The sequence below is a fragment of the Vibrio sp. UCD-FRSSP16_30 genome (assembly GCF_001676025.1).
Classification (GTDB): Bacteria; Pseudomonadota; Gammaproteobacteria; order Enterobacterales; family Vibrionaceae; genus Vibrio.
In genome coordinates this window covers 21,081-46,950 of sequence record NZ_LZFW01000013.1, presented here as the reverse complement: position 1 = coordinate 46,950, position 25,870 = coordinate 21,081, and the positions used below count along the sequence as shown (strand labels likewise).

Annotated in this window: 18 protein-coding genes; 8 read left to right on the top strand and 10 right to left on the bottom strand. The window is 42.6% G+C overall.

What is annotated here, in order from left to right; genetic code table 11:
• Positions 1-17 precede the first annotated feature (17 nt).
• Entirely contained in the window at positions 18-1,568 is a 1,551-nt protein-coding gene (gene norR, locus A9260_RS07430) for a nitric oxide reductase transcriptional regulator NorR (protein WP_068697651.1), read from the bottom strand.
• A gap of 211 nt (positions 1,569-1,779) precedes the next feature.
• Between norR and A9260_RS07425 the strand changes: the two genes are divergently transcribed.
• The 5 genes from A9260_RS07425 to A9260_RS07405 all read left to right on the top strand — a co-directional run bounded on the left by A9260_RS07425 (position 1,780) and on the right by A9260_RS07405 (position 17,745).
• Complete coding sequence (locus A9260_RS07425; protein WP_068697650.1) at positions 1,780-2,550, top strand: ferredoxin--NADP reductase; 771 nt, start codon at positions 1,780-1,782, stop codon at positions 2,548-2,550.
• Between the two features lie 317 nt (positions 2,551-2,867).
• Positions 2,868-4,364, top strand: a complete 1,497-nt coding sequence (gene norV / locus A9260_RS07420) for an anaerobic nitric oxide reductase flavorubredoxin (RefSeq protein WP_068697649.1) — start codon at positions 2,868-2,870, stop codon at positions 4,362-4,364.
• Between the two features lie 2 nt (positions 4,365-4,366).
• Positions 4,367-5,509 carry an NADH:flavorubredoxin reductase NorW gene (gene norW / locus A9260_RS07415; protein ID WP_068697647.1) on the top strand — a complete coding sequence of 381 codons (1,143 nt, stop codon included), beginning with the start codon at positions 4,367-4,369 and terminating at the stop codon, positions 5,507-5,509.
• A gap of 246 nt (positions 5,510-5,755) precedes the next feature.
• A complete protein-coding gene (locus A9260_RS07410) occupies positions 5,756-6,349 on the top strand; it encodes a hypothetical protein (RefSeq protein WP_068697646.1) in 594 nt (197 codons plus the stop codon).
• Positions 6,350-6,879: 530 nt separating this feature from the next.
• Positions 6,880-17,745, top strand: a complete 10,866-nt coding sequence (locus tag A9260_RS07405; protein WP_197485225.1) for a tandem-95 repeat protein — start codon at positions 6,880-6,882, stop codon at positions 17,743-17,745.
• 185 nt (positions 17,746-17,930) lie between these two features.
• On the opposite strand, the gene A9260_RS07400 is transcribed toward A9260_RS07405, so the two are convergent.
• Together A9260_RS07400 and A9260_RS07395 are read right to left on the bottom strand one after the other, a co-directional pair.
• Positions 17,931-18,170: an RNA recognition motif domain-containing protein gene (locus A9260_RS07400; protein ID WP_068697643.1), complete on the bottom strand. Its 240-nt coding sequence runs from the start codon at positions 18,168-18,170 to the stop codon at positions 17,931-17,933.
• Between the two features lie 169 nt (positions 18,171-18,339).
• Positions 18,340-18,945 (bottom strand): TetR/AcrR family transcriptional regulator, encoded by a 606-nt coding sequence (locus tag A9260_RS07395; RefSeq protein ID WP_068697642.1) that lies wholly within the window; start codon positions 18,943-18,945, stop codon positions 18,340-18,342.
• A gap of 100 nt (positions 18,946-19,045) precedes the next feature.
• On the opposite strand from A9260_RS07395, the gene A9260_RS07390 reads away from it, so the two are divergent.
• Entirely contained in the window at positions 19,046-20,062 is a 1,017-nt protein-coding gene (locus tag A9260_RS07390) for an SDR family oxidoreductase (protein ID WP_068697640.1), read from the top strand.
• Positions 20,063-20,088: 26 nt separating this feature from the next.
• Here A9260_RS07390 and A9260_RS07385 read toward each other — a convergent pair whose 3' ends face one another.
• Positions 20,089-20,358: a Txe/YoeB family addiction module toxin gene (locus A9260_RS07385; RefSeq protein ID WP_068697638.1), complete on the bottom strand. Its 270-nt coding sequence runs from the start codon at positions 20,356-20,358 to the stop codon at positions 20,089-20,091.
• Positions 20,351-20,605: a type II toxin-antitoxin system Phd/YefM family antitoxin gene (locus A9260_RS07380; protein WP_068697637.1), complete on the bottom strand. Its 255-nt coding sequence runs from the start codon at positions 20,603-20,605 to the stop codon at positions 20,351-20,353. The genes A9260_RS07385 and A9260_RS07380 overlap by 8 nt, the downstream gene beginning before the upstream one ends.
• Positions 20,606-21,401: 796 nt before the next feature.
• Here A9260_RS07380 and A9260_RS07375 point away from each other — a divergent pair.
• Together A9260_RS07375 and A9260_RS07370 are read left to right on the top strand one after the other, a co-directional pair.
• Positions 21,402-21,620, top strand: a complete 219-nt coding sequence (locus A9260_RS07375) for a VF530 family DNA-binding protein (protein WP_068697635.1) — start codon at positions 21,402-21,404, stop codon at positions 21,618-21,620.
• 121 nt (positions 21,621-21,741) lie between these two features.
• Entirely contained in the window at positions 21,742-22,128 is a 387-nt protein-coding gene (locus A9260_RS07370; protein WP_197485224.1) for a ribosome recycling factor family protein, read from the top strand.
• Between the two features lie 24 nt (positions 22,129-22,152).
• Here the strand turns inward: A9260_RS07370 and A9260_RS07365 are convergent, their stop codons facing one another.
• The 5 genes from A9260_RS07365 to A9260_RS07345 form a co-directional block, all read right to left on the bottom strand.
• On the bottom strand, positions 22,153-22,563 hold the full coding sequence (locus A9260_RS07365) for a GNAT family N-acetyltransferase (protein ID WP_068697633.1): 411 nt from the start codon (positions 22,561-22,563) through the stop codon (positions 22,153-22,155).
• Between the two features lie 147 nt (positions 22,564-22,710).
• Positions 22,711-23,001, bottom strand: a complete 291-nt coding sequence (locus A9260_RS07360) for a putative quinol monooxygenase (RefSeq protein WP_068697631.1) — start codon at positions 22,999-23,001, stop codon at positions 22,711-22,713.
• Between the two features lie 152 nt (positions 23,002-23,153).
• Entirely contained in the window at positions 23,154-24,455 is a 1,302-nt protein-coding gene (locus A9260_RS07355) for a vWA domain-containing protein (RefSeq protein ID WP_068697630.1), read from the bottom strand.
• A gap of 10 nt (positions 24,456-24,465) precedes the next feature.
• Positions 24,466-25,023 (bottom strand): TadE/TadG family type IV pilus assembly protein, encoded by a 558-nt coding sequence (locus A9260_RS07350; RefSeq protein WP_068697629.1) that lies wholly within the window; start codon positions 25,021-25,023, stop codon positions 24,466-24,468.
• Positions 25,023-25,505 carry a TadE/TadG family type IV pilus assembly protein gene (locus A9260_RS07345; protein WP_068697628.1) on the bottom strand — a complete coding sequence of 161 codons (483 nt, stop codon included), beginning with the start codon at positions 25,503-25,505 and terminating at the stop codon, positions 25,023-25,025. The genes A9260_RS07350 and A9260_RS07345 overlap by 1 nt, the downstream gene beginning before the upstream one ends.
• Between the last annotated feature and the right edge of the window lie 365 nt (positions 25,506-25,870).

Sequence of the window (25,870 nt, the reverse complement as noted above, 5' to 3'; positions counted from 1 at the left end):
TCATTTGAATGCAGAGTTTATTTCAAACCAAGACGTTTCATCAAGCGATGCAAATTACCCGGATTTAATCCTAAATCTTTGGCTGTAGCACTGAGCTTTTTGTCATTTTTTAAGTATGTAGATTGCACCAATTGCATTTGAAATTGTTCAGTGGCTTCTTTTAACGGCAAATCATGATATTGGGTGATCGGCAAGGCACTAGATTCTTGGAATGACGATATTGATGGTGCACCTGTCGCCATCTCAGTGTTAGTAAACTGAAAGTGATGAGGCTTTAATATCAAATGAGGCGCGTTACTTTCTGCTTTTGCGATAACACTGGCTCGATTGATGGCGTGCTCTAACTCGCGCACGTTACCTTCCCAAGGATTATTTTGTAATAGCACTAATACATCCGCATCTAAAGTAATGCTAGAAAGGTTGAGTTTGTGTTGGCATTGCTCAGCAAAGAAGCCGGCTAATAAGATAACGTCTTTTTCTCTGTCACGTAGTGGTGGCACAAAAATTGGGAATACGCTTAATCTATGGTAAAGATCGGAACGGAAATTACCTTCTTTGACTTCTTCGTGCATGGTTCTATTGGTTGCGGCAATAATGCGCACATCAACTTTAATATTACTGTCATCACCGACACGCTGTATGTCGCCATATTGCAATGCTCTAAGTAACTTAGCTTGTAGGGCAAGAGAGAGTTCGCCCACTTCATCAAGAAACAGAGTGCCTTTATTGGCAAGCTCAAACTTCCCTTTACGATCACTTATTGCACCGGTAAATGCGCCTTTAATGTGGCCAAATAATTCACTTTCAGCAACAGATTCGGGTAAAGCGGCGCAGTTAAGGTAAACAAACGTGGCGTCTTTTCGCTGTGACTGAGAGTAAATGGCATGCGCGACAAGTTCTTTACCTACCCCTGTTTCGCCCATGATCAAAACAGAAAGATCGGTATTTGCCACAGCGTTGATGTGTGATTTTAGCTCAATGATGCCTTGGGATTTCCCAATAAAGTCTAGTTGGTCATATTGTGCGAGTTTCTTTTTTGAAGGCTCAGCAACGCCAATATTTTCTTCAAGTTTAGCCACTAACAAAGCGGTATTTAAGCTATTGGCTGCAAGTGCACTGATCAGACGGAAGTGGTCATCAGGAAAGGTATCAAACTGAGTGGGATCAAAAGCGTCAATGGTTACCGCGCCAATTAATGTGTCATCTTGAAACAGCGGCAGGCCAATACAGGAGTGGACTTCAAGTTTTTGTGCATGGTTAGGAATCAATGCATCATACGGATCAGGCAGATCACTGTCTGAGGGGAATCGCACAATGTCGCCAGCTCTGGCAATCGCTTCAAGTCTAGGGTGCTGCTCTATATTAAAGCGGCGTCCTAATACGTCATCACTGAGGCCATCAATGGCCAGCGGAATAAAGTTTTGCTTTTGGAATAATAGTAATGCGGTCGCATCACATTTAAGCATATTACGTATGGTAGCCAGCAAACGCTGAAAGCGATCTTGTTCAGAGATCCCCGAGGTAATGTCACGAGCAACTTGGATCCATTCACTTTGGTATTGTTTCATTATGCGTTCTGCTTAGCTGACGAGTAGGCTTACTGGTTTGTCAGTATAACAAGATATTGTCATTTAGATATATGGAATTGTTTTGTCAAAATGATATTCTAGTAGCACGCGATATACGTAACAGGCTGAGTTTGCACAATATTAGATGTTGGCATACCTTTTGCTATATTAAATAAGATAATTGTACTAGGAAGAGCAGAGGTGAGATGTCATGACTCCACATATCGGATTTAATTGTGGTTTAGTTGTTTCTCGTAAAGATTGGACCGATATATTGTTTTCGCTACGAGTGAAAATCGAAGGTCTTTCGTTTATTGCCGGGCAATTTACCAAATTAGGTTTGTACGATGCAAAAGGTGAGTTTTTACGCAAAGCGTATTCAATCGTAAATTCTCCTGAAGATTATGCAAAAACTGAAGAATTGGAGTTTTTAATTATCGCCGATCTGGATGGCGCTTTATCTCCAAACCTACATACTTTGCACCCGAATGATGAAGTGATGGTCGGTGACCAATGTGCTGGGTTTATGACATTAGATGAAGTTCCGCAGCACGCGACAGAGCTGTGGCTGATGGCTACCGGAACAGGTATCGGTCCTTATTTATCGATTCTACAAACTGAAGACTTTCCAGAACACTATACTGATATCATTTTAGTGCATGCGGTGCGTTTTCAACAAGACCTTGTTTATAAAAGCTTAATTGAAGAACTGAAACAGAAATTTGCTGGCAAACTTCAATATGTTCCTATTGTTTCAAGAGAGAAATTAGACGAAGGTTTGACTGGTCGAGTTCCACATTTGATCGATCAAAGAACCTTAGAATCACATACTGGTGTGAAACTGGATATGGAAAAAACGTTTGTTTACTTGTGTGGTAATCCAGCAATGGTGCGAGAGAGTGGGCTTTCATTGAGCGATAGAGGCTACCACAAGCATTTGAGACGCAAAACTGGACACTTTAGCTCTGAGAACTATTGGTAAGCTAAGAGTTAATACAGAGCATATACAAGATTAAAAACGCAGTAACCTTATTTACAATCATAAGGTTACTGCGTTTTTTTATGCCTACTCACAGCAATAATTCACAACCACCGTTATAACAACAGCTCATTACATTAGCGAAGCATGTTTGTTATTTTGATAAAAATTATCAGATTAACAATAAAAATATCTTGTCATAAATACAAAGAACACTTCATTAATAATGCTGCTTCCTTTAAAATCAAGGACTTAAAAAGTTGGCACGCTTAATGCTATAAGAAAGGTAATTATTATTTAGAAAAATAAAGGCTTTAATTATGACTATTCACGTAAAGAACAACATCCATTGGGTTGGCCAACGCGACTGGGAAATTCAAGATTTCCACGGTACAGAATTCAAAGTAACAAAAGGTAGCAGCTACAACAGTTATCTTATTCGTGAAGAAAAAACAGTACTTATCGATACTGTTGATCATAGATTTAGCCATCAATTTGTTCAAAACTTAGAAATGGAAATCGATCTTAACAGCATCGACTACATCATCATCAACCACGCTGAAGAAGATCACGCTGGTGCATTATCTGCATTAATGGAGCGCATTCCCAACACTCCTATCTACTGTACAGAAGCGGCAATTGATTCAATTGTTGGTCACCATCATCACCCAGAGTGGAACTTCAGAACCGTAAAAACAGGTGATAGCCTAGACATCGGTAATGGCAAACAATTTGTATTTGTTGAAGCACCAATGCTGCATTGGCCTGATAGCATGATGTCATACCTAACAGGTGATGCTGTTCTATTTAGTAACGATGCATTTGGTCAGCACTACTGTGATGAACACCTATTTAACGATGAAGTCGATCAAACTGAGCTAATGGATCAGTGTCTACGTTACTACTCAAATATTTTGACTCCGTTTAGCAGCCTTGTTACAGCAAAAATTAAAGAAGTTCTAAGCTTTAACCTGCCTGTAGATATGATTGCGACTTCTCACGGTATCGTATGGCGTGATAACCCAGCACAAATCATCGAAAGATATTTGGAGTGGGCAGGGGATTATCAAGAAGATCGCATTACTATCTTCTACGATTCAATGTCAAACAATACTCGTATGATGGCTGACGCAATTGCACAAGGCATCCATGATGTGGATCCTGCTGTAGCCGTAAAAGTATTTAACGTTGCTCGTCATGACAAGAATGAAATCCTAGCGCAAGTATTCCGTTCAAAAGGTATTTTGGTTGGTTCATCAACAATGAACAACGTAATGATGCCTAAAGTTGCCGGTATGCTTGAAGAGATCACTGGTCTTCGCTTCAAACAGAAAAAAGCAGGCGCTTTTGGTAGCTACGGCTGGAATGGTGGCGCGGTTGACCGTATCCATTCACGTCTAACTGACGCAGGTTTTGAAACTGTCGCTGGCCTAAAAACAAAATGGCGTCCAGATGGTAAAGCAATGAGAACGTGTCGTGCACACGGTCAACAAGTGGCTAAGCAATGGGCATTGCACCCTCTTAATGTTCAACCAATGACAGTGGAACAAGAAGAAGTTCAACCTCTATCTATTGCGATTCCTCAAGCTACAGCACCGGCTGCAACTGCAACTCCAGCAGCAACATCTGAAGCTCACGGTAGTGACTGTGGCTGCATGATTTGTACTGTATGTAACTGGATTTACGATCCTGAAATTGGTGAGCCAAACCAAGGTGTTGAGCCTGGTACAGCGTGGGGCGATGTTCCTGATTACTTCTTGTGCCCAGAGTGTCACCTAGGTAAAGATGTATTTGCACCACACAAGCGAGGCGCATAATAATGAATCCAATTACGATAATCGGTAGCGGCTTTGCCGCTTACCAATTGGTAAAAACAATCCGCAGAATGAATGCTGAAGTGCCAATTCGAATCATTACCGCCGATAAAGGTCATGATTATAATAAACCGGATTTAAGCCATGTGGTTTCAAAGCAACAAACAGCAGAAGACTTAATTACGTCTAAAGCTGATGACTTTGTACAGCAGCACAATATCGAACTATGTGCCGAGCATCTAGTGAGTGAAATCAATCCACAACTTAAAGTAGTCGTGGCTAATGGCAAAAACTATGAGTACTCAAGCCTGGTTATGGCAACAGGCGCTAAGCCTTTCATGCCGCCAATTGAAGGTCTCAAAGAGAGTGCGCCAATTACTTTAAATAGCTTGCAAGAGTTTGAAGAATTTAGAGATAGACTGACCAGCGCAAAATCAATTTTGGTTATCGGTGGTGGCTTAATTGGTGTTGAAATCAGCATGGATTTAGCGCTATCTGACAAAAAAGTGACGGTAGTTGAAGCAGCTCCTCGCTTGATGGCAAACCAATTACCTGAATTCATTGGTTTAAAACTTGATCAAGGCATGCAGAAACTGAATGTTGATGTGAAATTAGGTCAAGGCGTGAAACAGGTCGCAAAAACAGATACAGGCTTTATGGTAACGTTAGCGCATGGCGATGTTGTCTATGTTGATGAAGTCCTAGTCTGTACCGGTTTAATCCCAAATACAGTGCTTGCAAGTGAAGCAGGAATATCGACTAACCGTGGTATTTGTGTAGATGATGCTATGCAAACATCATGTGAAGATATTTATGCACTGGGTGATTGTGCTGAGCAGAACGGCCAAGTAAGAGCCTATCTTCAACCAACAGTAATAAGTGCATCGTCTTTAGCAAAAACACTATTGGGTGAGCGTACCTCTGTGGTATTACCTAACATGATGGTGAAGGTTAAAACACCTAGTTATCCAATTCAACTTGGCGGAACAACAACAGATAGTGTTGTAGCGCGTTGGAATCTAGACATACATGCTGATGGTATTGTAGCCAAAGCATATAATGACGATGATACTATGATCGGATTTATTGCAACGGAAGACAAAACTAAGCAAGCCTTCCCACTGTTAAGAGAACTGTCAACCCAATAACTTATTGGTTTAAAAAGCACTCGCGAGATAAATTTGTGAGTGCTTTAGTACACTTAGAGTGCCAGATTGTATCCAGTGTCTAAAATTAGCATTTGGAACTGTTTTCATAGTAAGCAACAGCTAACTATCATGAATAAATTGAGAAGCCGTTAAGGGCTTTAATCAATGGTCTGGTATTCGAAGAGTACTATTAATCCATCACCTAACAGCGAAACTTTCGTTGTTAAACAAGGATTTGACATACTCATGACGACTCACTTTTTTAATCAACAATCAAACACAGTTAGCTCTGATTTAACCTCAGACTTACGTATTCAAGTTACCGTAGGGGTAGGGGCCGCAGTTATTGGTTTCTTCACTATGGCTTATCCTCTAATATCTCACGCCCTTTTTGTTCAAATTTTATCAATTGGATTTGCTATTTTTGCCATTACATTAGTCGTTATATTGGCTGGTTGTGAGAGCACCTTCAAACAAACCATTGCAGCAAAAGGCTTTAACGGCTATGCAACACTGACCATATTACTGTTTCTTGCTTCTTATTCAATGACTTTTTTTGCGAATGAAGCTTTAACTTTCGTAGCGGCGACAGCAATTGCTTATTTTTTGTTTGATGAACTATCGACTGTAGTGCGAGTATTTCGACAAAATAGAATCAAATGTCTAGCACTACCATGTGTTGATTTAGTGGTGACATTTGTTTGTTTAGCGATGCTAATCAGTGGCTTATCTGTTGATGGGGTTTTTGTAGTAAGTGCAGTTTTAGGCTTAAAAATTGTCTTATTAGGCAGTACTATTTTACTTGAACTATCGGAAACAAAATCACACAGTTTTTATTAATACGCTTCCAATAGATTGATACTAAAAACCAGCTAAATTTAGCTGGCTTTTTTTTGCCTAGCGAAACTGGTAATACCAATAACAGTAATTAAATGGTCAGAAATAGCGCAGGAAAAACACTGAGAACAAGGCGAATATTTTTGATAAGTAGTTATTCTATAATCAAAAATTTCAACGCGGTTATCAAGTGTTTTAACCTGCTAGGCTGATCAGAGATTTGTTACGAGATTGGTATAAACCTATCAGGTTGAAAGAAGCCAAAGGAAGTGAACAGTACTCAGTGCAAGTGAGTCTGCTTCGACAGTATAGGAGGGTAAGCGTCCATCAAGTGTTGCGAAGGGAGGAAGTACACTTTATGCCTGTTATGAGCAGATGTTTTTTTAGCGATACATTATGCGATATGAGTCAATGTTCCACTTGTTAATAAGGTATTGCGATAGAGTTAATGACGGTCGCATGGTAAGTTTTAGTTAGGCGCAATGGATTTAGCGCATCAACATTTAAAGCTAAAAGAGTTTAGTGGAGACAACATGGATAGTATCTCGATTGCCCAGCAAGTAATTTCTGGCGATGCATGGTTAGTTATCGACGCACAAGGTAACTTAAAATTAGCTAATGAAGGTTATATACCTCAAAATGGCGAAGTCGTTTTGTCAGTTGGTGATACTGCTATAACTGTTCCCGATGATTTAGTTAGAGAACTTAAAGTAACCCAAGCAGAGCTAAATTCTTCCGACGAACTCGTCGCTAATAACGTTCAAAATGCTAAAGATCCTACACAAGTAGAAAGCACGGAGACTGTGACGGGAGAAGATTCGGGATCTAGTCTAACCACGACTAGCGCCGTACAAAGGGACAACGCGGAAACTATTGCCCAGACAGCCTTTGAAACAGAAGGTTTTACTGGCTATCAGTTCACAGACGAACAAAAGAGTGCGTTCAATCAGTTCATTGCTGATGCCAATACAGTTCTCCTACCAGTTGAGGGTTCAGAGCCCCAAGATGACAAAATTGTTATTCCTACGGCAATTGACGATCTTTTAGAGACCCTAGAGGATCAAAATGTAGAGTTGGACTTATTGAATAACGATTTTGTCGACTTTAATGACATCGAAATTGTTAATGTGACCGTTCCTGCAGACCAGGGTACCGTCCATCAAAATCCAGACGGCAGCTACTATTTCAAACCGGCGAAAGATTTCAATGGCGAAGCTGAGATTGAATACACGATCAGAGATAGCAGTGGAAATGAAGACAGCGCAACCGCAGTCGTCATTGTAGTACCTGTCAATGATGCCCCTACTGCAGTTGATGACCAAGTAATAACCCAAGAAGATACCCCTGTTATAATTGATGTTCTTGAGAACGATTTAGATGTTGATGGCGATCAAATCACCCTGAAAGATATATCGCTCGCTGATCCTTCACAAGGCTCAGTAAACATTGTAGATGGCAAGGTTAAGTTTACTCCCTCTGAAAATTTCAACGGCGACGTAAAGATCATTTATGTCATAGAAGACGAAGATGGACTGCAGTCTTCTGCAGAACTGGTAGTGACCGTTGAACCAGAAAATGACGCGCCGGAAATCATGGTGACGGCGAAGGATGTGACGGAAGAGTCAGTGAGTAATACCACCGTCATTGCAACTTTCGTAGCGTCAGATGCAGACGGTGATGATCTCAGTTACACGCTATTAAATAACGACGATGGCTACTTCGTATTAGATGGAACAAACGTTGTGTTAACGGATGCCGGTGTAGCAGCTATCAATAATGATGAGCTAGATCTGGAGTCACTGAATATCACAGTTCAAGCTGACGATGGCAAGTATCAATCCGATAGCACGGATACCTCGGACATCACTCGCGTCAACGATAACGCGCCAGAAATCACGGTCACTGCGAAGGATGTGACTGAAGAGTCAGTGAGTAATACCACCGTCATTGCAACTTTCGTAGCGTCAGACGCAGATGGCGATACTCTTACATATAGATTGCTAAATAACGATGACGGTTACTTTATTCTTGATGGTACGAACGTTGTTCTGACCGATGCCGGTGTCACGGCTATCAATAATGATGAGCTAGATCTAGAGTCATTGGACATTACGGTTCAAGCGGATGATGGTAAGTATCAATCCGATAGTACGGATACCTCGAACATCACTCGCGTCAACGACAACGCACCAGAAATCGCGGTGACGGCGAAGGATGTGACTGAGGAGTTTGTGAGCAACACTACTGTCATTGCAACCTTTGTCGCGTCAGACGCAGATGGTGATGATCTCACTTACACCCTTTTAAATAATGACGATGGTTACTTCGTATTAGATGGAACCAACGTTGTGTTAACGAATGCCGGTGTCGCCGCCATCAATAACGATGAGCTGAGCCTAGAGTCATTGGACATTACGGTTCAAGCCGACGATGGCAAGTATCAATCCGATAGCACGGATACGGCGAACATTACTCGCGTCAACGACAACGCACCGGAAATTACAGTCACTGCTGTTGATGTAACGGAAGAGTCTGTAAGCAACACTACTGTTATTGCAACTTTTGTGGCTTCAGATGCGGATGGTGATGACCTCACTTATACGCTATTAAATAATGATGATGGTTACTTTGTATTAGACGGAACCAACGTTGTGTTAACGGATGCCGGTGTCGCGGCTATCAATAATGATGAGCTAGATCTTGAGTCGTTGAACATCACGGTTCAGGCCGACGATGGCACATATCAATCCGATAGTACGGATACGTCGAACATCACTCGTGTGAACGACAACGCACCAGAAATCACGGTGACGGCGAAGGATGTGACGGAAGAGTCAGTGAGTAATACCACCGTCATTGCAACTTTCGTAGCGTCAGACGCAGATGGCGATCCTCTTACATATAAATTGCTAAATAACGATGACGGCTACTTTGCTCTTGATGGTACGAACGTTGTTCTGACCGATGCCGGCGTCACTGCTATCAATAATGATGAGCTAGATCTGGAGTCGTTGGGCATTACGGTTCAAGCCGATGATGGTAAATATCAATCCGATAGCACGGATACGTCGAACATCACCCGAGTGAACGACAACGCACCAGAAATCACGGTGACGGCGAAGGATGTGACGGAAGAGTCAGTGAGTAATACCACCGTCATTGCAACCTTTGTTGCGTCAGATGCAGATGGCGATGATCTGACTTACACGCTATTAAATAATGATGATGGTTACTTTGTATTAGACGGAACCAACGTTGTGCTAACCGATGCGGGTGTCGCGGCCATCAACAATGATGAGCTAGATCTAGAGTCGCTGAACATTACGGTTCAAGCGGATGATGGTAAGTATCAATCCGATAGCACGGATACCTCGGACATTACTCGTGTCAACGACAACGCACCGGAAATCACGGTGACGGCGAAGGATGTGACGGAAGAGTCAGTAAGCAACACCACAGTCATTGCCACCTTTGTTGCGTCAGATGCAGATGGCGATGACCTGACTTATACGTTACTTAACAATGACAACGGTTACTTTGTACTGGATGGCACCAATGTCGTTCTAACGGATGCCGGTGTAGCCGCAATCAACAATGATGAGCTAGATCTGAAATCGCTGAACATTACGGTTCAAGCCGACGATGGCACGTATCAATCCGATAGCACGGATACCTCGAACATCACTCGTGTTAACGACAACGCACCGGAAATCACCGTCACTGCTGTTGATGTAACGGAAGAGTCGGTGAGCAACACTACCGTCATTGCAACTTTTGTGGCTTCAGATGCGGATGGTGATGATCTCACTTACATCCTTTTAAATAATGACGATGGTTACTTCGTATTAGACGGAACCAACGTTGTGCTAACCGATGCCGGTGTCGCGGCCATCAACAATGATGAGCTAGATCTAGAGTCGCTGAACATTACGGTTCAAGCTGACGATGGCACATATCAATCAGATAGCACGGATACGTCGAACATCACCCGCGTCAACGACAACGCACCGGAAATCACGGTCACGGCGAAGGATGTGACTGAGGAGTCTGTGAGTAACACCACTGTCATTGCTACTTTTGTAGCGTCAGATGCAGATGGTGATGATCTCAGTTACACACTATTAAATAACGATGATGGCTACTTCAAATTAGTAGGCAATGATGTCGTGCTAACCGATGCCGGTGTCGCGGCTATCAATAATGATGAGCTAGATCTTGAGTCGTTGAACATCACGGTTCAGGCCGACGATGGCACATATCAATCCGATAGTACGGATACATCGAACATCACTCGCGTCAACGACAACGCACCGGAAATCACCGTCACTTCTGTTGATGTAACGGAAGAGTCTGTAAGCAACACCACCGTCATTGCAACGTTCGTGGCAAGTGATGCAGACGGCGATGATCTAAGTTACACGCTATTAAACAACGATAACAGCTACTTCGTACTGGATGGCACTAATGTCGTTCTGACGGATGCGGGTGTAGCAGCAATCAACAATGATGAGCTAGATCTAGAGTCGCTGAACATTACGGTTCAAGCTGACGATGGCACGTATCAATCCGATAGCACGGATACCTCGGACATAACTCGTGTCAACGATAACGCACCGGAAATCACGGTCACCGCGAAGGATGTGACGGAAGAGTCAGTGAGTAACACTACAGTCATTGCGACGTTCGTGGCTTCAGATGCAGATGGCGATACTCTTACATATACATTGCTAAATAACGATGACGGCTACTTTACTCTTGATGGTACGAACGTAGTTCTGACCGATGCCGGTGTCGCGGCCATCAACAATGATGAGCTAGATCTAGAGTCGCTGAACATTACGGTTCAAGCTGACGATGGCACATATCAATCCGATAGCACGGATACGTCGAACATCACCCGAGTGAACGACAACGCACCAGAAATCGCGGTGACTGCTGTTGATGTAACGGAAGAGTCTGTAAGCAACACTACTGTTATTGCAGCTTTTGTGGCTTCAGATGCGGATGGTGATGACCTCACTTATACGCTATTAAATAACGATGACGGTTACTTTATTCTTGATGGTACGAACGTCGTTTTGACCGATGCAGGCGTCGCGGCCATCAACAATGATGAGCTAGATCTGGAGTCGTTGGACATCACGGTTCAAGCCGATGACGGTAAATATCAATCAGATAGCACGGATACTTCGAACATCACTCGCGTGAACGATAATGCACCGGAAATCACCGTTACTGCTGTTGATGTAACGGAAGAGTCGGTAAGCAACACTACAGTCATTGCTACTTTTGTAGCATCAGATGCAGATGGTGATGATCTCAGTTACACGCTGTTAAATAATGACGATGGTTACTTCATATTAGACGGAACCAACGTTGTGCTAACGGATGCCGGTGTAGCAGCTATCAATAACGATGAGCTGAGCCTAGAGTCATTGGACATTACGGTTCAAGCCGACGATGGTAAGTATCAATTCGATAGCACGGATACCTCGAACATCACTCGTGTTAACGACAACGCGCCGGAAATCACCGTCACTGCTGTTGATGTAACGGAAGAGTCGGTGAGCAACACCACAGTCATTGCAACGTTCGTGGCAAGTGATGCTGACGGCGATGATCTCAGTTATACACTTTTAAACAACGACAATGGATACTTTGTACTGGATGGCACTAATGTCGTTCTGACGGATTCCGGTGTAGCGGCCATCAACAATGATGAGCTAGATCTAGAGTCGTTGGACATTACGGTTCAAGCGGATGATGGTAAGTATCAATCCGATAGCACGGATACGTCGGACATCACTCGTGTCAACGACAACGCACCAGAAATCGCGGTGACTGCTGTTGATGTAACGGAAGAGTCTGTAAGCAACACTACTGTTATTGCAACTTTTGTGGCTTCAGATGCGGATGGTGATGACCTCACTTATACGCTATTAAATAATGACGATGGCTACTTTGTATTAGACGGAACCAATGTTGTGCTAACCGATACCGGTGTCGCGGCCATCAACAATGATGAGCTAGATCTAGAGTCGCTGAACATTACGGTTCAAGCTGACGATGGCACATATCAATCCGATAGCACGGATACGTCGAACATCACCCGAGTGAACGACAACGCACCAGAAATCGCGGTGACGGCTATTGATGTAACGGAAGAGTCTGTAAGCAACACTACTGTTATTGCAACTTTTGTGGCTTCAGATGCAGATGACCTCACTTATACGCTATTAAATAACGATGACGGTTACTTTATTCTTGATGGTACGAACGTCGTTTTGACCGATGCAGGCGTCGCGGCCATCAACAATGATGAGCTAGATCTGGAGTCGTTGGACATCACGGTTCAAGCCGATGACGGTAAATATCAATCAGATAGCACGGATACCTCGAACATCACTCGTGTTAACGACAACGCGCCGGAAGTTATGGTGACGGCGAAGGATGTGACTGAGGAGTCAGTGAGTAACACCACTGTTATTGCAACTTTTGTCGCGTCAGATGCAGACGGCGATGATCTAACTTACACGCTATTAAACAACGATAACGGCTACTTCGTACTGGATGGCACTAATGTCGTTCTGACGGATGCGGGTGTAGCAGCCATCAACAACGATGAGCTAGATCTGGAGTCGTTGGACATTACGGTTCAAGCCGATGATGGCACATATCAATCCGATAGCACGGATACCTCGAACATCACTCGTGTCAACGACAATGCACCGGAAATCACAGTGACTGCTGTTGATGTAACGGAAGAGTCTGTAAGCAACACTACTGTTATTGCAACTTTTGTGGCGTCAGATCCGGATGGTGATGACCTAACTTATACGCTATTAAATAACGATGACGGTTACTTTATTCTTGATGGTACGAACGTAGTTCTTACGGATGCCGGTGTAGCAGCCATCAATAATGATGAGCTAGATCTAGAGTCGTTGAACATTACGGTTCAAGCTGACGATGGCACGTATCAATCCGATAGTACGGATACCTCGAACATCACTCGCGTCAACGACAACGCACCGGAAATTACGGTGACGGCGAAGGATGTGACTGAGGAGTCAGTGAGTAACACCACTGTTATTGCAACGTTCGTAGCGTCAGATGCAGACGGCGATGATCTAAGTTACACGCTATTAAACAACGATAACGGCTACTTCGTACTGGATGGCACCAATGTAGTTCTGACGGATGCCGGTGTAGTAGCAATCAACAATGATGAGCTAGATCTGGAGTCGTTGGACATTACGGTTCAAGCGGATGATGGCACGTATCAATCCGATAGCACGGATACCTCGGACATCACTCGTGTCAACGATAACGCGCCTGAAATAACAGTCACTGCTGTTGATGTAACTGAGGAGTCAGTGAGTAATACCACTGTCATTGCAACTTTCGTAGCGTCAGATCCGGATGGTGATGACCTCACTTATACGTTATTAAATAATGACGATGGCTACTTCGTATTAGACGGAACCAACGTTGTGCTAACCGATGCCGGTGTCGCCGCCATCAATAACGATGAGCTGAGCCTAGAGTCATTGGACATTACGGTTCAAGCCGACGATGGTAAATATCAATTCGATAGCACGGATACCTCGAACATCACTCGTGTTAACGACAACGCGCCGGAAATCACAGTCACTGCTGTTGATGTAACGGAAGAGTCGGTGAGTAACACCACTGTCATTGCTACTTTTGTAGCGTCAGACGCAGATGGCGATCCTCTTACATATACATTGCTAAATAACGATGACGGCTACTTCGTATTAGATGGAACCAACGTTGTGTTAACGGATGCCGGTGTCGCCGCCATCAATAACGATGAGCTGAGCCTAGAGTCRTTGGACATTACAGTACAAGCTGATGATGGCACGTATCAATCCGATAGTACGGATACCTCGAACATTACTCGTGTGAACGACAACGCCCCGGAAATTACGGTCACGGCGAAGGATGTAACAGAGGAGTCGGTGAGTAACACTACAGTCATTGCAACGTTCGTGGCTTCAGATGCGGACGGCGATACTCTTACATATGCATTACTAAATAACGATGACGGTTACTTTGTACTGGATGGCACCAATGTTGTGCTAACCGATGCAGGCGTCTCCGCCATCAATAATGATGAGCTAGATCTGAAATCGCTGAACATTACAGTACAAGCCGACGATGGCACGTATCAATCAGATAGTACGGATACCTCGAACATCACCCGTGTGAATGACAATGCACCAGAAATCACGGTGACTGCTGTTGATGTAACTGAGGAGTCGGTGAGTAACACCACTGTCATTGCTACTTTTGTCGCGTCAGACGCAGATGGTGATGATCTCACTTACACGCTTTTAAATAATGACGATGGTTACTTTGTACTGGATGGCACCAATGTTGTGCTAACCGATGCAGGCGTCGCCGCCATCAATAACGATGAGCTGAGCCTAGAGTCGTTGGACATCACGGTTCAAGCCGACGATGGCACATATCAATCAGATAGCACGGATACCTCGAACATCACTCGTTTGAATGACTCACCAACAGCATCCAACAATGTTATATCTGGAACCGAAGATACGGCAATTGTATTCACTTGGAGCCAATTCAATGCTAGTGATGTTGATAATAGTGATGCAGAACTGTCGGTAGTATTTAAAACACTTCCAGCAGATGGAGTGTTGGAAGTGCTCATCAATAATGTTTGGCAAGACGTTCAAGTCGGTGATTTGATAGCAAAAGCTGATATTGATGCAGGCAGCTTACGATTTACTCCAGATGCAAATGAGTCTGGCTTTGACGGTTTCTCTGACTCAGGAGTCGGCGATCAAAAATCAGATTACGCTGAATTTAATTTTACAATTAGTGACGGTAATTCAGAAAGCGAAAACGCCATAATTACCGTCGATATTACCCCTGTAGCGGACAAGCCAGACCTTGTTATTTTGCAAGATCGAACCGAAGCATCCATTAATTTTCAAGATGCGGATCTGCCAAGTGGAAAAACGTGGAGCTCTAGCGTTGATGTAAGTGAAGTGCTTGGGGGGGGCACTCTTGGTACTTGGTATGCCAATGATGACAACCTAGTTGAAATTGGTCAGGAGTCGACATACCGCTCTGGTGCGAGTAGCAGCAATCTTGTGCTCGAGGTAGAGGCTGATGATGGCGATAACTCTATCTTCACCAATATTTCTGTAGAAGAAGGACGATATTACAGTTTCACCTTTGATGCAGCGGCTAGACGCTGGGAAGACGGTGACAGTGACTTAGATATTTTGTGGGTCAGACTCGACGATCAAGGTAATCCTATAATGGATGAAGCTGTTACCTTGTATGAGTTCCGTCCAACCGATAATACTTGGGAGCGAAACATTCAGGTAACCTTACCTTCTGATCAGGAGGGTGATTATCGTTTAATTGTTCAATCGACAGATTCTAATAGCTATGGAGCTATTGTCGATAACCTTGTTCTGGAGTCGTCTGACGCTAGAGGCTTTGAGGGTGAGTTTGTTGATCTTTGGGATCTCACGGCTGGTTTAGTCGATACCGATGATAGTGAAACCTTGCTGCTTACTTTGGAGGGACTTCCTGAGGGTACAATCATAAAAGATATTAACGGCAATGAAGTTGTTGTTGATGTGAATGGTAGGGTTGATATTACAGGTCTTGATATTGCAACGCTAAAAGCGAATGTGACAGAGACTGGCGATTATGAAGTGTTATTCACAGCCACATCCACTGAAACCAGTACTGGTGAGACGGCTTCATCAAGCACTAAGCTACCACTATTTATTGAAAGTAGTGAATTTAGCACTAAGACCGCTTCTTATGGTGATGATGATATTGTGGGCACCGACGCAAATGAGCTAATAGTCGGAGATGTTCAAGGCTTTCAAATCATAGCAGGAGAAGATTATAACATTGCCTTTATTCTCGATACTTCTGGGAGTATGAAAGATGTTATTACTGACGCAAAAACCGAAATAATATCGGCTTTTAACCAAATAGTAGATGTTGCTACTCAAGAAAATTCGGGTGTCGTGAATGTTATGCTTGCCGAGTTTGCAACTGGCGCTCAGGTTGTCGTTTCTATCGATTTATCAAAAATGAGTGCTGAAGAGGCAAAAGCAGAATTCCAAACCGAAGTCAGTAAGCTTGATGCAAATAGCTCCACAAACTACGAATCAGCATTCGAAACAACGATTGAATGGTTTGACTCACTGTCTGAAAACGGAGCATCGAACCAAACCTTCTTCATTACGGATGGTGAACCTACCCGTGGTATTCAATTAACCGAAGCTAGTTTGAGCTCATTTATGGTTGGTTATGATGCTACGCTGGGGCAGGTTGATACGCTTGAAGATATTTTGCCAGAAGACTACGTCTTAGGTACAGAGGTCTATTATGACAATATCTTGGTTGTTGATAACGCAGGTAACTTCTATTCATCATACACAGGTGAACAGCTTGGCAATATAACGGCAAAGGATAATGACTTTGTCTTCACGGACCGCTGGGATAATAAAACAGAAGAGGTTAAACAAGCTCAACATTATTACGCCATTTTAAACTTAATCTCGGCTGTAGAGGCCATTGGTCTTGGAGATGGTGTCGATTTAAGCACTTTAGTTAAGTTTGATAGTGACCAGTTTGTTGAATCTAATGTTGATGTGGATGACTTAGAAGAAGTTATCTTGGGCAAAACCACATCATTGGATCCTGGAGTGGATTCTATTACTTCTGGTGCGGGATCAGATATTTTGTTTGGTGACTCAATCAATTTTGCTAGTATCGATGTTCAGGGTGTCCCTGCTATACAAAAATATATCGCAGATAAAACAAACCAGTTTGAATCAGATGTGGATACCAAAGATATGTTCACCTATATCTCGCAACATACTGATGAATTTGACCAATCGGATGATAGTCATAAAGACGATGTTCTATATGGTGGTGCCGATGACGATATTTTATTCGGGCAAGGCGGTAATGACATTCTAACCGGTGGCTCAGGTGATGACCTGCTATTAGGTGGGGCAGGTGATGACATTCTTGATGGCGGTTTGGGTGAGGACATCATGACAGGTGGCTCTGGTGCAGACACCTTTGTATGGACTCAAGCTGACTTGCGTGTTTTCAACGAGACTGACACCATCATCGATTTCTCAATTGAAGATGGCGATAAGTTAGATCTTAGCGAGGTATTCTCTGATGTTTCTGATGCTGATCTAGATGCTCTTTTGACTCAATTAGAAGGGACTATCACTGGTGATGACACGCAGTCTTTCTTAACGGTGGAGAAAGATGAAGAGTCTTTCACTATTGAACTGCAAGGAGTTTCGGCGACAGAATTGGTCGATAACTTAGCGACAGTAGTGCAACTAACAGATAGCTAGCGGTTTATTGTTTGCCTTACGAATTTGGTCAACGGTAAAGTCTGAAGGAAGCGATCGGAAGTAACTGCAAATAACGCAACTGATCTTGCTTTGGCAGTGTAGGTGGGTAAGCGTCCGAAATAGCAAAAAGTACAACACTTTATAAGAGGAATGAGGCGGGGACGCCTCACCCTTTTTGATACCAACTAAATTTTAGCCAGTTTCACGCGAATTTTACTTTTTTGCACATTAGCATGATCAAGTGCTGCAATTGCTGCTTTTGCTTGGTCAACATTTGGCATTTCAACAAAAGCAAAACCCTTAGACAAGCCAGTCTCTTGATCGAGTACTAAGTTGCAAACGGTAACGTCACCGTGTTCTGAAAATAGAACACGAATTTCGTGTTCAGTCATTTGGCGTGAAAGGTTACGAACTAAAAGTTTCATCTTTGACCTTAATAAATAGATTCGGTGGGGATTGTCTCAGTTTAGCCCGCGAATACCAAGTTAAAATCCATTATCGTCATTGATATACGGTGTTTTAATCGGCTAGGCTGTATTGGAAGGCATTGGTATAGCTCTATAGATAAAGGCACTGATTGCCGATTCTTACCTATTAAAGTACGGAAAGGGCAACTTGTAATATCGCCCGCACGTCTTCACTGCTTTCTCCTTTCATCATCTGAGATTGAGCAAAGCTGATTTGAGCATAAATGTAGATTGCGGCAAATCGACTTTCCATCGTCGTAGTCTTGAATTCCCCTCTCTCTTTTGCTCCATTGACCCACTGTTCAAATGCCAATATGACGTTTTCATAAGTTAGATTGATTTGCTCTGCCGTCGCTTCGCCTAAATTCAAGCGCAATTCTTTCATATTCGCGAAGAGGCACCCTTTAGGCATATCAGAATCTCGAACTTCATCAGTGCTATAGAAAGCAAGGTTTTGCAACGTCTCATCAAACGCAGCCTCAGTACTTAGAAAGCCTAGCATTGGGCTAAGCACGCTACTCTCGTAGTGCTGTAACACCGCGCACATCAAGCCATCTTCCCCGCCAAATTCACGATAGATACTCGGTTTGGATACGCTGGCCAATTTACACAATTCATTTATCGATACCTGATTGATACCGTGTTTCCAATAATTTTGCAGTGCAATATCTAACACATGAGTACGGTCAAATTTTTTGGGACGGCCACGAGATGCTTTCTTTTCTTTATTCATATTTTAGTACCGACTGGTATTTTATTCTTGACAGTTAAATATCCAACCATTAATGTACCACCCAGTACTTAATTACACAAGACACTTCAAAGGCATCACTATGGCAAAGCAAACCGTGTTACTGACTGGCATCTCAGGCTTTATTGGTCTCCACATTGCAAAACAACTTTTAGATAAAGGTTTTCATGTGCGTGGCTCTATTCGTAATTTGAAAAAAGCTCAGAGCATTAAAAATACGTTACAGAAAGCCTCTACAGACGTCAGTGAATTATCATTTATTGAATTAGATCTGACTTCCGATAAAGGGTGGGATAGTGCCGCTAAAGATTGTGAATATGTCATGCACGTTGCTTCTCCATATGCCGCCGCTGAGCCAAAACATGAAGATGATATGATCAAGCCTGCGGTCGACGGCTCACTTCGAGTATTACGTGCGGCTAATAAAGCGGGCGTTAAGAGAGTCGTATTGACCAGTTCTGCTATGACGATGATGGCAACAATGAAGAGTGGCACATTTGGGCCAAATGATTGGGCTGATACCCACTCTAAAGACATCGGTACTTACGCTAAAAGTAAAACCTTGGCAGAACAAGCAGCATGGCAATTCATGGAGGAGCAAGACTCTGCTATGGAGCTTGTTGTTGTCAACCCAGGTGGCGTATTTGGCCCTGCATTAGGTGATGACATTAGTGGGCAATCAATGACTATGATTGATCAGATGCTACGTGGCAAAATTCCAATGCTGGCTAATGTGGCGATGCCAATGGTCGATGTTCGAGATGTGGCAATAATCCACGTACAAGCGATGACTCACACGCAAGCGGCAGGTCAGCGTATTCTTGCCTCTCGTTCAGAGCCAACCCACCTTACAGAGATTGCAAAAATACTCAAAGAGCATGGCTACAAAGGCCCAAGCACACGCATCGCCCCAAATCTATTACTGCGCTTTATGGCACTTTTTGATAGTGAAGCAAAGGGGATGGTAGGGTTACTGAATATCAATGTTCGCGCAGACAATAGTAAAACACTACAGCTGTTTGACTGGAGCCCTCGTCCATTTGCTGAAACCGTGTTAGATGCTGCAACTGCCGTGACTGAGATTACTCAAAACAAGTAATCTATAGCAGTTCGCTGAAACCTATTTTAGTAATGGTAACGACACGAAATTATCGTAATTTCTTGATTATCGACTGCGTAGACGAGCCTGTTTTTGTCATCAATACGACGAGACCAAAAATCAGTTAAGTTCTCTTTTAATGGCTCCGGTTTACCTATGCCATCAAATGGAGAACGTTTCACATCGTTGATGAGTTTGTTGATGCGCTTTAGCGTTTTTTTATCTTGAGTTTGCCAATACAAATAGCCAGCGCAAGCATCATCAGTCCACGATAATAACCGTTGACTACTACTCATCAATCAACTTTCGTGCTGTTGTTTTACCTGCACGATACTGAGCAATAGAACGGTTTAAGTGCTCTGCATTTTGAGGAGAACGAAGTAAGTAAACGGTCTCCATAAGGCTGTTGTAGTAGTCTAAAGACATAACCACAGCATCTTCAGAATCACGACGTGTAATGATAGTGGTGTCAGCATCATTAACCACACCGTCCAAAACAGCTTTGAGACTATTTCTAGCTTCAGTAAAAGATACGATCTTCATAAGAACCTCGCAACATGTACATTTAATGGGACAAGTGTAGTCTTCAAGTAAATACTTGTACAATAAGTTGGACATGAAGTGTTGATGTTCTCACCTCACACTTGGCTATTTAGTTCATCAAGTAATAAGAGAATCAAGGAGAAACCTTCATGCCCTTGCTGCAAATAGGACATGCATGCGTTGGGATCGCCAAGCTTACATAACCATATATCGTGATAGCCTCGTGCATCTTGTTGAAAGCAGATGAGGCTCATTTCAAGCTACTCACCAAAGAGCAATGTTCTTAAAAGAATGATAACGGTATGCATATACAGTTAGTGTGCAAGTTTCTTCCTGTTAAGAATCCATTTTAAAGCTATCCAAGAACCAATAGAAAGTACGTCGTCACGGCTTACAAACTAAAAAGATCGCTATCTTATATGGAGGTAGAATCGGGGTGATATTAGGAACGTTATTTGAACAAAATCATGTGCATTATAGGAACAACTCTTTGTGACATGGGTTTGTGGCATGGATGCCACAATGAAGCCATCAAGGATGATTTCACGGCGTCTTGTGGAGATGATGTACATGATTGGTCGATAAGTGTTCACCCTAGGGACTGAACCTTGTTAGGCGACCCTTTGGCTCAACTTATATCTAGCCATTAAGCCATAGAAAGTTTCAGCTTTAATGTCCTCTGACAACTAGGTAAAATAAAAGGCAAATAAAGGATGATATTTTACGATATCGCTATATATTCCTACTCCTATTGAGCGCAACGAGCGACACTCAACAATTCACAAGGTAGCTATTCATGACGCAACAACAACCGAACAATCCATTACACGGACTTTCTTTAGAAAAAATTCTTACTCGTTTAGTGGAGCACTATGGTTGGGATGATTTGTATGCTGAGATTCGAGTGAACTGTTTTAGTAATGATCCTTCGATTAAATCTTCTCTTAAATTTTTGCGAAAAACACAGTGGGCAAGGGATAAGGTAGAAGCACTTTATATTCAAACATTCAGCTAATCATGCACAGTGCAGGTTAGGCTAGGGAAGTGAAGGTGTTCTATTACGCAATAGGTGACGCCGTCACTTTGTTGGTTGTGTTGAGTTCAACTATGTACTGCTATCAAAGTATCGGTGACTTGTGATTGATGAGCCTATTATCATCGCGCTACCTTCTCTGATTCATCGAGTGGGTAGTGAAAAAGCGCAACTGGCTAAGGCGATGGCTGTGAGCAATGGCTGTTTGTTAAAGCGAGTGCGGCGCAGTCGGTATTGGCAATTGACGGGGACGGCAATCGATGTTCAGTCTTTTACGCAGTGTTTGCAACATCGCTCAGACGGGATGCTGTTCATCATTAAAAAACTCAATGATGCATTGGTACTGCACCAAGATAAGTTAGAACCGCCGCAACGTCGCTTGCAGCGATTATTAACTGAAAATCCGAGTATGGCATTATCACAATTGATGGAAATAACAAACTGCACTCTTGCCGAAGCTAGGATTGCACGATTTGAATGTGATGAATAAGCGCTGTATTAATCGTTAGTGGTATCAATGCTCAAGAGTGACGGCCATTTTAAAATAGGAAACATCACTTTTATAAAATCGCTCACCTTGTTTGCTCATTTTAAATTGCGTATAAAAGCCAATCGCTGATTCTCGAGCATCACACCAAAATAATGTGACTTTACGATGTTTTAAATCCGTAAGGATATGCTGAATCATCGCCTTACCGAGTCCACGCCCTTGATAGGCTTGTAGGGTGGCAAATTTTCTCAGTCTAGCTTCACCATTGATGATAAATACCGAAGCAACACAGACTAGTTGGTCATTTTCAAACACACCAAAATGCAAACCCTCGTCATCATTTTCAACTTTACAATGTTCAATGGGCTTATTTGGCCACAGTACTTTATGGCGAATGGGTAAGGTTGTGTCTGCGGTGATATTGCGAATCTGCATAGGTTTTTAATAGGCAAGAATGGTGTGTTGCGTCAATCTAGCAAAGCTTGGATGTGAAAGCGACAGTGTTTTTTAACTAAAAAAATCCCAGCGCTTAGTAAGCACTGGGATAGGGGATAGTTTGAGCAGTATTTAACTGAGTAAATGCTATGCGATGTGAGTCATTTCATTTAATAGGAATTGCTCTACTGCACCTTCGGTTGCAAGCATGTAATCCGCAAGGTGTTGATTATTCATGTGAACTTGCCATAGTTCGCGTGACTGCCAGTTTTCATAAAACATAAAATGCGCAGGGTTTTCATTGTCTTGATGTAGGTCGTAATTGATACAACCTTCTTCTGCGCGGGTCACATCAATCAATTTTAATAACTCTGATTTTACGAGCTCGATTTTGTCTGATTTAGCGATAATGTTGGCAACGATAGTTAGCTTTGTCATGATGGACCTTAATGTAAGTTGTTTTGACAGGACAGATAATAGACCGAGTACCTTCGCAGATAAACAGGGGTTTCATTGAAATATTATCAATTTTAATTTGATAATGATTGAATGCAAAAATATTCTCTCTGAACTGTCCTTAAAATTTAGCCCTACATGGTGAGTCGAATAATGACATCAAGCATTTTATCAAAGCAGGGACCTAAATCTTCTTCATACTCTGCATAGCAGTATAGTCCTTGCGGTTGATCTTCATCAAAATCAGAACTGGACATATTAGGGTCGTTGGCCATTCGATAGAGTAATTCTTCTCCTGTTTCGACACCTTGTTGGCTCTGAAGTTGTGAACCAAGCCCAAGAGTAAAGACGTAAATGCCATCTTCACGCGCGGCATGCGCAATGGTCGCGGGAAGGTCCCTAGCCACGACAAATACTTCTTCCCCTAGGGATAAATTCTTTCCAATATTGTCATCATAGTTTTTACCTTCAAATAAGTTAAAGCCTTTGTATTTACCATTGCTAGGAATCGATACTCCATGATTCTTTATCTGGCTGCCATAGAAGACATCATCACCATCGTACTGTAACTCTGAAAACACGGAGTCTGCCTTGGTTAAACCCCATGCTGTTGATCCTGATGCGGCTATAGAGCTTGCTCTATCCATCAATTCATCATCAAAATTAAGTACAGAGGTGAAGGCACTGGGTGCACCATCGGTAAATAGCACAATGACTCTTAGGTTAGCGGCTTGATCGTCATCATCGGAAAATTGCTCGTAGGCTTTGTAAAAGCCGTTCGAGGTATTGGTGGCATGAGTGTTGCCATCAGTGCGCACTGTCATGGCATTAATGACCGATTCATTGGTTGCTCTATTGTGTGTACGTTCACCACTAGAAAATGAAACGACAGTCTCTGCGCCATAGCCAAATTTAGAAATAGAAATGCGGTCAAAATCTTCATTAAAATTACTTAAAAATGAGATTGCACGAGTTTTTACGGTTGCCATTTCAGCGTCAAGAGAGGTGGAATTATCAACCACTAACGCAATATCAACAGGGCGGCGTAGTGTTTGAGACTGAGCGTTAATATTCCAAGTAGGCACACCTAATAGGCCGGTAAAAACCGCGGGCATGGTGGCGTTTGCTTCTACATCAACAGAGGTATTTCCCCAGTCATCGGTTATAAAAGTAATGTTAGTGATCTTATAATCCAGATCTAACGAACGTCCGGTCATATTGGCATTAAAGTATCGCTCGGCTGACGCTTCTGCCGCGGTAGTGCCCATGGAAATAGAGCGAGCGGCGGCAATACCGGCGGCATCAACCGCCGCATTTAATTGCGCTTTAGCTAAATAAGCCCGTCCAGAATCAATGGTAAAACCAGATAACATTAAGAGAAAAGGTAGGGCGATGACCATTAATAATGAAACAAGTCCTTTTGCTTTGTGATACATCTATTTGTTCCTATAAATACGTGCGTTCTGTGATGAGCAAATCACTATCAAATACAAAGCTAGAAGGCGCTGTGTATTCATAGAGCACCTCAACGACATACACTGATTCTCCATCTTCAAGCTGCAGAGGAAAATCAGTGCTATTGAGCTTAAGGTCAGCAATGCTTGAAGGGTAAGTGCACTGATTGTCATCATCCCACTGAGTACAGCCGTCCCAAACTTCACTGGATAATTGTGTGGTAGCGTTGAGCCATTTGGTTTGGCTTGAGATATAGGTGGTATCGCCGTCTTTGGAAATAACGTTAATGTACATCGTACCGCTTTGAGTTAAGTCTAAAGGGTTAGATGAGTGGGAAAGGATGTCCATTACGTCCTGTTCCCCATAACTGCTGCTTCTCGATATCAGGTTAGCGCCTTCTCTACTTAAATTGAGCAATACAATGTGCGCTTGAAGTATCTGAGTAAACTCCCAAATCGCCATTAAGATCAATAATAAAACGGGTAATATTAAGGTCATTTCGACGGCGGCTAGCCCTTTAAGATAATGCTTAGCCTTGAGTTGCTTCATTAAATAGAATCCTCAAACTCTTCATTTTTCATGGCAGAGCTAACGGTAAATTTATAAGTGCCGTCTTCAACTAAGGGCAAGATCAAAGGGCTTAATACGGGCCATTCACAATCAAGATGAATACTGACTAATTGCCCAGGATCGCCAAAGCCAGATAGGGCGTTACCATCAATATCTTCAACTCGAATATCATCAATGTTCATGACTTTTTCGAGTATGCCACTGGAGCTTTGAGAGATTTTTTCAAGAACGGCTTGTTCGCGGATTGGGTCGTCACTTAGGTCCATATCAGTACGTCCAGTCACGGCATATCGAGCCCCTTCACGGACAGCATGTTGCATAGTCAATTTGACGTAGCCAAATAGAGCAAAGTCGATAATGGTAAAAATTATCAGTAAGAACAGGCTAAACACGACAGCAAATTCAACAAGGGCCACGCCCTTTTGCTTTGCTTTAAAGATGTGTAAGTGTTTTAAATCCATTTGAAAATTGTCTGCAACATGCAATCAAAATAGAGTAATAACCCTATAAATTGTGTGCATTATCCATATTGTATTACATAAGGATTAGGTTAGGTGCTAAATAGAGATGTGACAAAGTATGAACGGATGATTTGTTAATCTGTTTAAGAAAACGTGACTTGACTCGTTATTTTTAGAAAGTCTTGCCTGTTGATACATGAGAATTGAGAACAATAGAGTAAAAACTTTATTCAGTTGCAGTGATAGTTCAAAGGTGAAAATTTCAGATGACGGGCTAATAATGACAGCAATCATAAAAAAGGTCAGCCAGATGCATACTTATGATGCTCTTAGTGGCTGACCTTTTAGGTGTTAGCGATGTTTGA